Source organism: Bradyrhizobium sp. CAR08 (assembly GCF_052871955.1).
On the sequence record NZ_JBIXJX010000007.1, the window covers coordinates 127,465 to 141,558 of the forward strand.

Annotated in this window: 10 protein-coding genes; 6 read left to right on the top strand and 4 right to left on the bottom strand. The window is 65.6% G+C overall.

Going from position 1 to position 14,094, the window contains the following annotated elements; translation table 11 throughout:
• Positions 1-2: 2 nt before the first annotated feature.
• The 4 genes from hpaD to hpaH all read right to left on the bottom strand — a co-directional run bounded on the left by hpaD (position 3) and on the right by hpaH (position 3,819).
• Positions 3-986, bottom strand: a complete 984-nt coding sequence (hpaD, locus tag ACIPUD_RS16535) for a 3,4-dihydroxyphenylacetate 2,3-dioxygenase (RefSeq protein ID WP_018456952.1) — start codon at positions 984-986, stop codon at positions 3-5.
• Positions 987-1,052: 66 nt separating this feature from the next.
• Entirely contained in the window at positions 1,053-2,591 is a 1,539-nt protein-coding gene (gene hpaE / locus ACIPUD_RS16540) for a 5-carboxymethyl-2-hydroxymuconate semialdehyde dehydrogenase (protein WP_085352200.1), read from the bottom strand.
• On the bottom strand, positions 2,584-2,982 hold the full coding sequence (locus ACIPUD_RS16545) for a 5-carboxymethyl-2-hydroxymuconate Delta-isomerase (protein ID WP_018456950.1): 399 nt from the start codon (positions 2,980-2,982) through the stop codon (positions 2,584-2,586). Before ACIPUD_RS16545 ends, hpaE begins: the two co-directional genes overlap by 8 nt.
• Before the next feature lie 30 nt (positions 2,983-3,012).
• Positions 3,013-3,819, bottom strand: coding sequence for a 2-oxo-hept-4-ene-1,7-dioate hydratase (gene hpaH / locus ACIPUD_RS16550; RefSeq protein ID WP_018456949.1), 807 nt, complete (start codon positions 3,817-3,819; stop codon positions 3,013-3,015).
• A 110-nt stretch (positions 3,820-3,929) separates the two neighbouring features.
• On the opposite strand from hpaH, the gene hpaR reads away from it, so the two are divergent.
• The 6 genes from hpaR (at position 3,930) to ACIPUD_RS16580 (ending at position 13,995) form a co-directional block, all read left to right on the top strand.
• The gene (gene hpaR, locus ACIPUD_RS16555; protein WP_018456948.1) at positions 3,930-4,448 is read left to right on the top strand and encodes a homoprotocatechuate degradation operon regulator HpaR; all 519 of its coding nucleotides are present in this window, start codon (positions 3,930-3,932) and stop codon (positions 4,446-4,448) included.
• Between the two features lie 239 nt (positions 4,449-4,687).
• Positions 4,688-5,464: an HpcH/HpaI aldolase family protein gene (locus ACIPUD_RS16560; RefSeq protein ID WP_018456947.1), complete on the top strand. Its 777-nt coding sequence runs from the start codon at positions 4,688-4,690 to the stop codon at positions 5,462-5,464.
• Positions 5,465-5,557: 93 nt separating this feature from the next.
• Positions 5,558-7,081 carry a UxaA family hydrolase gene (locus ACIPUD_RS16565; protein WP_018456946.1) on the top strand — a complete coding sequence of 508 codons (1,524 nt, stop codon included), beginning with the start codon at positions 5,558-5,560 and terminating at the stop codon, positions 7,079-7,081.
• 204 nt (positions 7,082-7,285) lie between these two features.
• Complete coding sequence (locus ACIPUD_RS16570; RefSeq protein ID WP_247488103.1) at positions 7,286-10,555, top strand: transglutaminase family protein; 3,270 nt, start codon at positions 7,286-7,288, stop codon at positions 10,553-10,555.
• A gap of 27 nt (positions 10,556-10,582) precedes the next feature.
• Entirely contained in the window at positions 10,583-13,120 is a 2,538-nt protein-coding gene (locus ACIPUD_RS16575) for a circularly permuted type 2 ATP-grasp protein (RefSeq protein WP_018456944.1), read from the top strand.
• The gene (locus tag ACIPUD_RS16580) at positions 13,117-13,995 is read left to right on the top strand and encodes a transglutaminase family protein (RefSeq protein WP_018456943.1); all 879 of its coding nucleotides are present in this window, start codon (positions 13,117-13,119) and stop codon (positions 13,993-13,995) included. The genes ACIPUD_RS16575 and ACIPUD_RS16580 overlap by 4 nt, the downstream gene beginning before the upstream one ends.
• Positions 13,996-14,094 lie beyond the last annotated feature (99 nt).

The window sequence follows — 14,094 nt, forward strand, 5'->3', positions numbered from 1 at the left end:
GCTTAATCCGCCACCAGCACGTCGGCCACGAACTTCGGCTCGCGCACGGCTTGCCCGGCGAACGGCGAGCCCTGCTCGAACCACGAGCGCGGGGCCGGCGCGCCCCACAATGTCTGGCGGCGCGGATCGCGCAGCGACCAGCGCAGCGGCTCGTGGTCGTGATCGCCGGTGAAATAGTCGCTGGTGTAGAGCTCCAGCCGGTGGCCATCGGGGTCGCGAACATAAAGGAAGAACGCATTCGAGATGCCGTGGCGGCCGGGGCCCCGCTCGATGTTCTTCACGAAGCCCTGCGAGGCCATGACATCGCAGAGATGGATGATGTTCATCGCCGTCGGCGTCCAGTACGCGAAGTGGTGCAGCCGCGGGCCCTTGCCGTTGGTGATGGCAAAGTCGTGGACATTGCCCTTGCGATGCATCCAGGCCGCGGCTATGCGCCCGTTCGGCCCGTCCTCCTCGGCGTATTCGGTGAGGCGAAAGCCGAGCCGGGCATAGAATTCGACGGTGTCCTGCACCTCGGCGGCGAACACGTTGAAATGGTCGAGCCGCTGCGGATGGCAGCCCCTGTAGAGATCGTAGCGGCGCAGCAGATGCGGCCGCCGGTCCATCGACGCATATAGCTCGATCTGGAAGCCGAACGGATCGGTGAACTGCAGCGTGCGGCCCTGGAACGGCTGATCGACGAAGGCGTAGCCAAGGCCGTTCTCGGACAGGAACTTCGCAGCCTTGTCCAGATCCCCGTCGTTGCCGACCTTGAAGCCGAGGCGGTTGCAGGCAGGCGCGGCCGCCTTGCGCAACACCAGCGAGTGATGCTGATGCTCCTCGGCGGCGCGCAAGTAGACGACCTTGTCGTCGGCGTCCTCGACATGCAGGCCGACAACGCTTTCATAGAACTCGCGGCTGAGCTTCAGGTCGGTGACGTCCAGCACGGCGTGGCTGGAGCGGATGATGTTGAACGGCGGCTCGAAGATATGTTGCGGTACGGGCATTGCGTTTCCCCTCTCTAGACCCAGCCATTCCTCGTTGGCGCTCCGCGCGCCGAGGAACCGCGGGCGTTAGATTCCCAGCTTCTGAATCTTATGCGTGCCCCGCGCCAGCGAGACGTGCTTGGTTTCCATGTAGAAATCGAACGAGTAATCGCCGCCGTCGCGGCCGATGCCGGAGGCCTTCATGCCGCCGAACGGCGTCGGCAGATGGCGGACGTTTTCCGAGTTCAGCCAGATCATGCCGGCTTCCAGCGCATCCGCGACACGCAACGCGCGGCCGACATCGTTGGTCCAGACATAGCCGGTCAGGCCGTAGCGGATGTCGTTGGCGATCTCGATCGCGTCTGCTTCGTCCTTGAAGGGCAGCACGGTGAGGAAGGGGCCGAACACCTCTTCCTGCGCCACGCGCATCTTGCCGTGTGCGCCGGTCACCAGGGTCGGCTCGACATAATATCCGCCGCCCGGGCCATCATAGGCCTTGCCGCCGACGGCAATCGTCGCGCCGTCCTGGCGTGCGACGTCGAAATAGGAGCAGACCTTCGCGAGATGACGTTCGTGGATCAGCGGCCCGATCTCGGTGGCGGGATCGAGGGGATGGCCGACCTTCAGCGCTTTCACCCGTGCGGTCAGCTTTTCGACGAATTTTTCGGCGATGCCGGCCTGGATCAGCAAGCGGCTCGACGACGTGCAGCGCTCGCCGTTGAGCGAGTAGATCATGAACACGACCGCATCGAGCGCGCGGTCGAGATCGGCGTCGTCGAACACGATCACCGGGTTCTTGCCGCCGAGTTCGAAATGCACGCGCTTCAAGGTCGGCGCGCCCTGAACCATGATCGCCGAGCCCGTCGAACTTTCGCCGACGAAGCCGATCGCCTTGATGGCGGGATGCTCGGTCAATGCCTTGCCGGCCTCTTCGCCAAAGCCATGTACGGTATTGAGCACGCCGTCGGGCACGCCGGCTTCCTTGACGAGCTTCGCAAGAATGGCCGCCGTGACCGGCGACCACTCCGCCGGCTTGTGCACGACGGTGCAGCCGGCCGCGAGGGCAGGGGCGATCTTCCAGGTCGAGAGCATGAACGGCGTATTCCACGGCGTGATCACGCCGACCGGGCCGATCGGCACGCGCGTCGAGACGTTCCAATGCTCGTCGCTCGGTGTGTTCTGGCCGTCGCGCGCCTCGCCGCATCGATCGGCAAAGAAGCGGAAATTCTCGGCGGCGCGGATCGCGGCCTTGGCCATGAAGCGATAGGCCTGGCCGGTGTCGATGCATTCGAGCACCGCGATGTCCTCGGCATTGTCCTCGATGGCGTCGGCGACCCGATGCAGCAGCTTCTTCCGCATCGCCGGTCCCATGTCGCGCCAGGACTTGAAGGCCAGCGCGGCAGCGGTGGCGGCGCGATCGACATCCTCGGCATTGCCGCGGGCGACGCTCGCCAGCGTCGCGCCGTCGACCGGCGATTTCGTCTCGAACGTCTCGCCGGAGATCGACGGCACGATCTTGCCGTCGATCATGTGGCCGATACCGTCGGCACGCAGCGTCTTCAGCAGCGGTGCGATGCGGTCGCGATTGGCCTGGAATACGTCGGTTTTCGGCGTGGGCTTATCCATGGGCGGCCTCCGCTTTCAGGGCGTCGTGGATGTTGTTGCGCTTCCAGCTCGTATCCTTGTCGTTGATCTGCATGTCGAACGAGAGCGCGAATTTCGAGCTTGCGAAGACGGGATCAAGATGGCGGGAGAGCGCATGGAAGATTTGTTCGCCGGCTTTCTTGCGGGTTGGCAGATCGCGGCCTTCGCCGATGCGCAGCACCATGTCGAGAAAGCCGTAGTCCTGCCGCGCGTCCGCAATCGCATAATGCTCGCATTTGACAGCGCGGACGCGGATGCCGCCGAGCGGGAAGATGCCGGTCTCGACCGCAGCCTTGCGCACCACCTCGCACGCCGCGCCGATGTCGAGGCGGTCGTCGAGATTGGCCGAATATTCGATCGTGAAATGCGGCATCGCGGTTTCACTCCCTGTCTTTTTGGTCGTCTAAGCGAAGTAGCAGCTCACCGAGCCGTAGGCGCCATAATCGGCTTGAATTGTGTCGCCCTTGCGGGTCTCGATCGGACGGATGAAAGAGCCGGCGAGCACGATTTGCCCGGGCTCAAGCGCAAGGCCGAGCGGTGCGATCTTGTTGGCGAGCCAGGCGACTGCAGTCGCGGGATGATTGAGCACGCCGGCGGCAAGGCCGGTCTCTTCCAGCTGGCCGTTCTTGAAACAGAGCGCGCCGATCCAGCGCAGGTCCGCGTCCAGCGGGCGGATCGGCCGTCCGCCGAGCACGATGCCGGCATTGGCCGCGTTGTCGGCAATGGTGTCGAAGATCTTTCGGGTCGCCTTGGTCTGGGGATCGACGCGCTCGATCCGCGTGTCCAGAATCTCCAGCGCCGGCACCACGAAGTCGGTGGCGTTGAGCACGTCGAACAGTGTGCAGTCGGGGCCCGCGAGGCGCTTGCTCATGACGAAGGCGAGCTCGGCTTCCACGCGCGTCGCGATGAAGCGCTCCGTCGGGACGAGGCCACCATCGGCGAAGAACATGTCGTCGAGCAATACGCCGGAATCCGGCTCGTTGATGCCAAGCGCGCTCTGCATCGCCTTCGAGGTCAGGCCGATCTTGTGTCCCCGGACTATGCGCCCCTCGGCGACCTTGACGTCGACCCAGGCCTTCTGAATCGCGTAGGCGTCAGCGATGCTGATGTCGGGAAAGTCCTGCGAGAGCTGCCGGATCTGCGTACGGGTCTTTTCCGCGTGGTGCAGACGGTTCGCGCAAGCTCGGATATCGTCGTTTGAAAGCGCCATGTGTAATCTTACAAATCGTCGTGCCGGAAGATACTTAACATGTTAAGTGAATGCGTCAATCGCAAATTGGCTTGCTGCACTGCAAACGTTTCGCGGCTTGAAAGGGCGTCATGACGAAGAGACCGGCTGATCCTGCGAACGGAAGTGAGCCCGCCGTGCGGCAGGTGCCGATGCGCGACTTCTCGCGTTCGCTGCCGATGTCGTTGCTGCGGGCACGCGAGGCGGTGATGCGGCAATTCCGTCCCTCGCTGCGCACGCATGGCCTGACCGAGCAGCAATGGCGCATCCTGCGCGCGCTCGCGGCGATCGACACGGTCGAGGTCACGGAACTCGCGCGCACCGCGTTCCTGCTCGGCCCGAGCCTGTCGCGCATCCTGCGTGATCTCGAGGCGCGCAATCTGATCGAGCGCAAGACCGCCAAGGCGGACCAGCGCCGCAGCATGGTCTCGATCTCGGAAAAGGGCGTGAAGCTGATGGCTTCCGTCGCGCCGTCCTCCGAAGCGATTTATGCCGAGATCACGCGCCGCTTTGGCGCACGCAAGCTCGTCGAATTGCAGGAGATGCTCAGCGAGCTCGAACAAAGTCTCGCAGGGCTCGGCGCGGGCGAGGAGGCAAGTGCCGAGGAGTGAAAGCAGATATGCGCGAGCGCGCGGCAACAATCATGGACATCGCCGCATTTTTTCGCTCAAAGTGCCCCGCAGCCGATGCGCAAAAATCGGCGCGCCGGGACGGATTGCGCCGCCTTTGCCAGTGACAGCTTGCGTCATCGCGAGCGTAGCGCGGCGGTCGGGTTCGCGCTAATAACGGCATCGTGCTGTCGCGGCGCTCGTCATGGTGACGAAGGTCCAAAACAAAGAAGGAAGGCAACGTGGCGAACAAGGTCAAGGAAATCTGGAAGTCGGGCAAGGCCGTGGTCAACGCGTGGCTCGCGATTCCCTCCGGCTTCTCGGCCGAGATGATCGCGCAATGCGGCTTCGACAGCGTCACCGTCGACATGCAGCACGGCGTGCAGGATTATCTGTCGATGGTGCAGTGCTTCCAGGCGATGGACAAGCATCCGATCACGCCGATGGTCCGCGTGCCCTGGAACGAGCCCGGCATCATCGGCAAGGTGCTCGATGGCGGCGCCTATGGCGTGATCTGCCCGATGGTCAACACGCCGCAGGAAGCCAGGAACCTCGTCTCCTATGCCAAGTACCCGCCGAAGGGCGTCCGCTCCAACGGCCCGATCCGCGCCGGCATGTACGGCACCGCGGGCTCCTACCAGAAGACGGCCAACGACGACATCGTGCTGCTGCCGATGATGGAGACCAAAACCGCGGTCGAGAACATGGAAGCGATCTTCGACGTCGAAGGCATCGACGGCGTCTATATCGGCCCGTCCGACCTCGGCTTCTCCTACGGCCTCGAACCGAAGCTCGATCGCACCGAGCCCGAGATCCTTGCGATCTACGAGAAGATCATCAAGGAGTGCGGCAAGCGCGGCCTCAATCCGGGCATCCATTGCAGCGGCGCCGAAGGTGCCGCGCGCGCCATCAACATGGGCTTCAAGCTGGTGACGCTCTCGAACGAGGTCGGCCTGATGACGACCTACGCCAAGATGCAGGTCAACGCCACCCGGAAGGATTCCGGTGGCAAGGCCTGAGAACTCGCGAATGGCGATGGGGAGTAGCGAATGAGCTGCTCCCCTTTTCCATTCGCCACTCGCTACTCACTATTCGTCTGAAGGAGACCTCCCATGACCATCAGCCCCGTCATTCGCCTGCATCCCGATGATGGCGTGCTGATCGCGCGCGCGAGCTTGCCGCCGGGAACATTGGTGGCCGACGGCGTGACGACGGTCGAGCGCATTCCTTCCGGCCACAAGGTCGCGATCAAGCCGATCGCATTGGGCGAGCCGGTGATACGCTACGGCCAGATCATCGGCTTTGCGACGGTGCCGATCGCGCCGGGCCAGCACGTGCACGTGCAGAACTGCGGCATGGGCGATTTCGCCAAGGACTATGCCTATTGCGTCGACGTCAAGCCGACGCCGAATTTCGATCTGCCGGCGAGTTTCGAAGGCATCCGCCGTCCGGACGGCCGCGTCGCCACGCGCAACTACATCGGCATCCTCACCTCGGTGAATTGCAGCGCGCATGTCGCAAGCCTCGTCGCCGACGTCTTCAAGAAGAATCCGTTCACCGGCGACAATCCGCTGGCCGACTTCCCCAATGTCGACGGCGTGGTCGCGCTGACCCACAAGACCGGCTGCGGCATGACGCAGAACGAGCCCTTAGCGCTGCTCCGCCGCACGCTCGGTGGTTATGCACGGCACGTGAACTTCTCTCATGTGATCGTGCTCGGCCTCGGCTGCGAGGTGAACCAGATCGGCGGCCTGATGGAGGAGCAGAAGCTCGCGGGACGTCTGCGTGCGATGGACATCCAGGAGGTCGGCGGCACCCGCAAGACGGTGGAAGCCGGAATTGCCTTCGTGCGCGAGGCACTCGCGGAGTCCAACAAGGTCAAGCGCGAGTCCGTTCCGGTGAGCGAATTGACCGTGGCGCTGCAATGCGGCGGTTCGGACGGCTATTCCGGTGTTTCCGCCAATCCGGCGCTGGGTGCGGCCAGCGATCTCATCGTACGTCACGGCGGCACCGTGATCCTGTCGGAGACGCCGGAGACCTATGGCGCCGAACATTTGCTCACGCGCCGCGCCGTCAGCCGCGAGGTCGGCGAGAAGCTGGTCGATCTCATGCGCTGGTGGGACGAATACACGACGCGCGAAGGCGCCGAGATGAACGCCAATCCCAGCCCGGGCAACAAGGCCGGCGGCCTCACCACCATTCTGGAGAAGTCGCTCGGCGCGATGGCGAAGGCCGGCACAACCAACCTCGTCGAGGTGCTGCGCTACGCCGAACCCATCACCAAGAAGGGTTTCGTGTTCATGGACACCCCCGGCTACGATCCGGTCGCCGCGACCGGGCAGGTCGCCGGCGGCGCCAATCTGGTCTGCTTCACCACGGGCCGTGGCAGCGTGTTCGGCTGCAAGCCGGCGCCCTCGATCAAGCTCGCCACCAACACGCCCATGTACAAGCGCATGGAAGAGGACATGGACGTCAATTGCGGCACCATCCTCGAAGGCGAGGAGAGCGTCCAGCAATGCGGCCAGCGCATTTTCGATCTCATCCTCAAGACCGCGTCGGGCCAGCCCACCAAGAGCGAGAGTTTTGATTTCGGCGGCGCCGAGTTCGCGCCCTGGGTGCTGGGCGCGACGATGTAAGGGGACTTCGTAGCCCGGATGGAGCGAAGCGCAATCCGGGACAAGTCAGTCTGCGGGTGAAGAACCCCGGATTACGCTTCGCTCCATCCAGGCTACGGGTGGGCTATGGCGGATACTTCCTAGGCACCCTCTGCCCGTTGTTAATGCTTGATCGAGGTCACCAGCGGTGTTCTGCTCAAAAAAGCTGCTGGAGTACCGCACCCCGTGTCGATCTACGTCGCACTACACCACGTCACGCACTACAAATACGACCGTCCGATCGATCTCGGCCCGCAGACCATCCGTCTGCGGCCGGCGCCGCATACCCGCACGCCGATCCTGAGTTATTCGCTCAAGGTCACTCCGGCCAATCATTTCGTGAACTGGCAGCAGGATCCGCTGGGCAATTGGATCGCGCGTTACGTCTTCCCGGAGAAGACGACCGAGCTCAAGATCGAGGTCGATTTCACGGCGCAGATGACCACGGTCAATCCGTTCGACTTCTTCGTCGAGCCCTATGCCGACAGCTTTCCGTTCGAATATACGCAAGATCTCAAGACCGAACTCGCGCCTTATCTCGAGACCGTCAAGCCCGATCGGCTGTTCGCGAAATATCTCGACACGATCCCGCACGAAGCCCCGAACACCGTCAACTTCCTGGTCGATCTCAACAGGGAGCTGCAGAAAAGGATCGGCTACGTCATCCGCATGGAAGCGGGCGTGCAGACGCCGGAGGAGACGCTCTCCTCCGCGGCCGGCTCGTGCCGCGACTCCGCCTGGCTCCTGATCCAGACCTTCCGGCACCTCGGTCTCGCCGCCCGTTTCGTCTCCGGCTATCTGATCCAGGTCCGTCCCGACATCGATCCGATCGAGGGGCCGCCGGAGGTCGAGAACGATTTCACCGATTTGCACGCCTGGGCCGAGGTCTACCTGCCGGGCGCGGGCTGGATCGGCTTCGACGCGACCTCGGGCATGCTCGCGGGCGAGGGCCACATCCCGGTCGCCGCGACACCGCACTACCGCTCGGCCGCGCCGATCTCCGGCGGCGCGGGCTTTGCCGAGGTCGAATTCGCCTTCGACATGAGCGTCAAGCGCATTCGCGAGGCGCCGCGCATCACAAAACCGTTCTCGGACGAATCCTGGATACGGCTCAACGATCTCGGCGAGCAGGTCGACGGCGATCTTGCGGCGCAGGACGTGCGTCTGACCATGGGCGGCGAGCCGACCTTCGTCTCCGTCGATGATCTCGAAGGCGCCGAGTGGAACACGGACGCCGTCGGCCCGACCAAGCGCGGGCTCGCCGACGATCTGATCCGTCGCCTGCGCGCGCGTTTCGGACCCGGCGGCCTGCTGCACTTCGGGCAAGGCAAATGGTATCCCGGCGAAAGCCTGCCGCGTTGGGCGTTTGGCCTGTACTGGCGCAAGGACGGCGTGCCGATCTGGAAGAATGCCGACCTCATCGCCAGCATCGAAAATCCGCGGTCGGCGCAGGCCAAGGACGTCCAGGCGTTCGTGGAGGGCACGGCGCTGCGGCTCGGGCTCGATCCCGGCTACATCATGCCAGCCTATGAGGACACCGCGTACTGGCTGCAGAAGGAATCCGAGCTTCCCGTCAACGTCGATCCTTCCGATTCCAAATTGTCCGATCCGGAGGCCCGCGCGCGGATGGCGCGGGTGTTCGAACAGGGGCTCAACAACCCTCGCGGCTTCGTGCTGCCGGTGCAGCGCTGGAATGCGGCGCCACGCTGGCGCAGCGAGCGCTGGCAGCTCCGGCGCAGTCATCTGTTCCTGATGCCGGGCGATTCGCCGCTCGGCCTGCGCTTGCCGCTGGACTCGCTCGGCTATGTCCCGCCCGATCAGTATCCCTACATCGTCGAGCGGGATCCGATGGAGGCCCGCGGCAAGCTGCCGGTGTTCAGCCTTCCGGCGCGTCCGGACGCGCCGGAGCGGCTCGAGCCCGAACAGCTCAACACCTCGGTCCCCGTCCGCACCGCGATGTCGGTCGAGGTCCGCGACGGCGTGCTCTGCGCCTTCATGCCGCCGGTCGAGCAGATCGAGGATTATCTCGAGATGATCGCGGCGCTCGAAGCGACTGCCGAGGAGATGCAGCTCCAGGTCCATGTCGAGGGTTATCCGCCGCCATTCGATCCGCGTGTCGACGTCATCAAGGTGACGCCCGATCCCGGCGTGATCGAGGTCAACGTCCAGCCGGCAAAGAACTGGCGCGAGGCGGTCGACATCACCGTCGGGCTCTATGAGGATGCCGGCAAGACACGCCTCGGTGCCAATCGCTTCCTGGTCGATGGTCGCCACACCGGCACCGGCGGCGGCAATCACGTCGTGGTCGGCGGCTCGAGCCCGCAGGACTCGCCGTTCCTGCGCCGGCCTGATCTGTTGAAGAGCCTGGTGCTGCACTGGCAGCGGCATCCGTCGCTGTCCTATTTCTTCTCCGGCCTGTTCATCGGCCCGACCAGCCAGGCGCCGCGCATCGACGAAGCCCGCCACGACAGCATTTACGAGCTCGAGGTCGCGCTCACGCACGTGCCGCCGCCGGGCACTCAGGCGCCGCTGTGGCTGGTAGATCGCTTGTTCCGGCATCTCCTCGTCGACATCACCGGCAACACCCATCGCGCCGAGATCTGCATCGACAAGCTCTATTCACCGGACGGCACGACCGGCCGCCTCGGTCTCGTTGAATTCCGCGCGCTCGAAATGCCGCCGGATCCACGCATGTCGCTGGCGCAGCAGCTGCTGATCCGCGCGCTGATCGCAAAATTCTGGCGCGAGCCGCAACAAGGCAAGTTCGTGCGATGGGGCACCGCGCTGCACGACCGCTTCATGCTGCCGCACTTCATCTGGGAGGATTTCCTCGAAGTGCTCACCGAGTTGAAGCAGTCCGGGTATCCGTTCGAGCCTGAATGGTATCTGGCCCAGCTCGAATTCCGCTTCCCCGCGTTCGGCCGCATCCATCATGGCGGCGTGACGCTGGAGCTGCGGCAGGCGCTGGAGCCTTGGCACGTCCTCGGCGAGGAGGGCTCGGCCGGCGGCACCGTGCGCTATGTCGACTCGTCGGTCGAGCGGCTTCAGGTCAAGGCGGAAGGCTTCGTCGCGGGCCGCCATATCGTCGCCTGCAACGGCCGCCGCCTGCCGATGACCGCCACCGGCCGCTCTGGTGAAGCCGTGGCCGGCGTCCGCTTCAAGGCCTGGCAGCCGGCCTCAGGCCTGCACCCGACCATTCCCGTTCATGCGCCCCTGACCTTTGACCTCATCGACACCTGGAACGGCCGCTCGCTCGGCGGCTGCGTCTATCATGTCGCCCATCCGGGCGGCCGCAGCTACGACACCAAGCCCGTCAACACCTACGAGGCCGAGGCGCGGCGGCTGGCGCGCTTCCAGGACCATGGCCATACGCCGGGTCCGATGCAGCCGCCGCCCGAGGAACGCACAAATGAGTTTCCGCTGACCCTCGACTTGCGGACCCCGCTCCTGCAATGAGTATGATGCCGGGGCAGGGAGTGGCGCATGGCCGAGGGCGCAGCCGAAGAGGACGACAAGGCGGGTCAGGCGCAAGGTCAACGTGATGGCCAGCGCGAAGGCCAGCGCCGCTTCGCGCAATGGGTCCGCGACTACAGGCGCCTGCCCGACATCCCCGACGAGTTTCTCGGCCCGGACGGCAAGCCCCGCGCGGTCTGGAGCCGCTTCTTCGATGCCTTCGGTGCGCTCGCGCCCGATGAGGTTGAGCGGCGGTTTGGCATGGCCGACCGTCATCTCCGCGAGGCCGGCGTCACCTATCGCGCGCCCGGCGAGAGCGCCGACCGGCCCTGGTCGATCAGCCATCTGCCGCTGCTGATTGACGAGGCCGACTGGAAGCAGCTGTCCGACGGCATCACCCAGCGCGCCGAGTTGCTCGAGCTCGTGCTGCGTGACATCTATGGCGAGGGCCGCCTCGTCGCCGAAGGCGCGCTGCCGGCGGCCGCGATCGCGGGGAGCCCCGAATATCTCCGTCCCGCCTGCGGCGTGCCGCCGCCGGGCGGGCGCTATCTCTCGCTCTATGCCGCCGATGTCGGCCGCGGGCCCGACGGACGCTGGTGGGTGCTCGGCGATCGCACGCAGGCGCCGTCGGGTGCGGGCTATGCGCTGGAGAACCGCCTGGTGCTCTCGCGCGCCTTCTCGGACCTCTACAAGTCGATGAACGTGCCGCGCGTCGCGCCGTTCTTCGAGGCGTTTCGCGACAGTCTTCGGGCGCGCGCCGACCGCGACGAGCCGCGGATTGGCGTGCTCACGCCGGGCAGCTTCAGCGAGACCTATTTCGAGCACGCGACGTTGGCGCGCTATCTCGGCTTCCTGCTGGTCGAGGGCGACGATCTCGCCGTCAGCGACAATCATATCCACATCCGCACGGTTGCAGGCCTCAAGCGCCTCGACGTGCTGCTGCGCCGTGTCGATTCCAATTCGCTCGATCCGCTCGAGCTCGATGCCTCGTCACGGCTGGGCGTCCCCGGCCTGATCGACGTGCTGCGCAAGGACGGCGTCGTCGTCGCCAACATGCCGGGCTCGGGTGTCCTCGAGGCGCGCGCGATGCTCGGCTTCCTGCCGGCGCTCAGCCGCCGGCTGCTCGGCGAAGAGCTGAAGATGCCGCACATCGCGACCTGGTGGTGCGGCCAGCGCTCGGCGCGCGACGAAGTGTTGTCGCGGCTCGACGAGGTCGCGATCGAAGGCGCGTATCGGCGCGGCGTTCCCGGTTTCGACAGCAACGGTCCGGTGCTCGCGAGCGAACTCGACGCCGCCGGGCGCCGGCGCCTGAGCGACGCCATCGCTGCGCGCGGCATGGACTATGTCGGCCAGGAGGTGGTGCGGCTCTCGACCATGCCGGTGTGGGAACAGGGGCAAATCACGCCGCGTCCCTTCGTGCTGCGCGTGTTCGCAGCCGCGACGCCGGACGGCTGGGCCATCATGCCCGGCGGCTTCTGCCGGATCGCCGAGCAGCCGGATGCGCGCGCGGTGTCGATGGGCGACGGCGCGCGCTCCGCCGACGTCTGGGTGGTCTCGGACAAGCAGGTCTCGACCGCGACGCTGCTGCCTGCGGTCGACAAGGTGCGCATCCGCCGGATCGCCGGCGTGCTGCCGAGTCGCGCCGCCGACAATCTGTTCTGGCTCGGCCGCTATCTCGAACGCGCCGAGGCGACGCTGCGGCTGGTGCGGGCGCTGGGCTCGCCGAGCGGGCCCAACAAGGGCACCGCGGCCTCGCTGCAATCGGCGGAGCGTATCCAGCGCCTGCTGGTGACCTGGGGCGCGATCTCGCAGACCTCGCGCGCGGCGCCCGGCCGCATCGTTGCCGAAGCGCTGCAGAGCCCGGAGCGTTTCGGCTCGGCACTGTCGCTGGTCCGCGCGGCCCAGCGCACGGCGACCTCCTTGCGCGAGCGGCTGTCGCCCGATGCCTGGCAAGTCATCACCGAGATGGTCGAGCGGCTGGCCGTCGAGGTCGAGGACGACGACAGCGTGCTGAGCGCGGCCGAGTTGACCTTGCAGGAGCTCGCGAGCTTTGCCGGCCTTGCGCATGAGAACATGAACCGCGCCGCCGGCTGGCGCTTCCTCGATATCGGTCGGCGCACCGAGCGCGCCATCAACACCACGCGCTTTGCCCGGCAGTTTGCCTATGACGAGGCCGGCGACGAGGATCTCGATATCCTGCTGACGCTGGTGGATTGCCAAATCACCTACCGCTCGCGCTATCTGCTGGCGCCGATCCTGGCGCCGGTGCGAGACCTCGCCGTGCTCGACAATTACAATCCGCGTTCCGTGGCGTTCCAGGTGACGACGCTGAACGAACACATCGCCGCACTGCCGAGCCTGAAGGAGCACGGCCTGATCGAGAAGCCGCAGCGGCTTGCGGTCGCGCTGCAGGCGATGCTCGCGACCGCGCAGGCCGAGAAGCTCGAGGTCAAGACGCTGTTCGCCCTGGAGCAGGATCTGCTCAGCCTCGCCGAGGCGGTCGGGCAGCACTACTTCCCGCACGGTCCCAATGCGAGCCGGCCGGAAAAGCTGACGGGGCTGGCGTGATCTACGATATCCGTCACGTCACCACCTACGAATACGAGAGCCCGGTCAGCTTCGCGCGCTGCACGCTGCGGCTGGAGCCGAGGAGCGGCCATGGCCAGGAGCTGATTTCGCATAAGGTCGAGATCCGTCCGCGCCCCGCAGAGCGTAGCGTCCGGCGCGATTTCTTCGGCACCCTGACCGAGAGTGTCGTGATCGAGGCCGCGCATCGCACCCTGCGCATCGATTCCCGCTCTCGCGTGAAGGTGTCGCGCCAGCCGCCGGCGCGCGCCGCTGTCAGCCCGGCCTGGGAGAACATTCGCGACATCGCCTTCGAGGCGACGAGCCTCGGGCCGTCCTCGCCGGTCGGCTATGTCTTTGCGAGCCCGCTAGTGCCGGTGCTGGGACCGGTCAGCGCCTATGCGGCGGAAAGCTTTGCGCCCGGCGCGGGCATCCTTGCCGGGGCGGTCGATCTGATGCGTCGCATCCGCACCGAATTTCGCTACGACCCCAAGGCGACGGTGATCTCGACGCCGCTCAACGAGGTCTTCGTCAAGCGCCATGGCGTCTGTCAGGATTTTGCCCATGTGATGATCGCGGGCTTGCGCGGGCTGGGCCTGCCCGCGGCCTATGTCAGCGGATATTTGCGCACCATTCCGCCGGCGGGCCAGCCGCGCCTGCAGGGCGCCGACGCCACCCATGCCTGGGTGTCGCTGTGGTGCGGGGACGAGCTTGGCTGGGTCGATTTCGACCCGACCAACGATCTTATGGTTGCTGGCGACCATATCGTGCTCGCAGTCGGCCGCGACTTCTCCGACGTTTCGCCGGTCGACGGCATCATCGTCGGCTCGCCGAAGCAGAAGCTCGACGTCGCCGTCGACGTGCTGTTGGTGGAATGATTGCGGGTCCTGCCCGCGACACCCATCCCGGGTGTGGCGGGTCCGCACGCAACCGCGATATCGCGGGGCACAAACCGCAACATATTTCCGAGTTTGCGC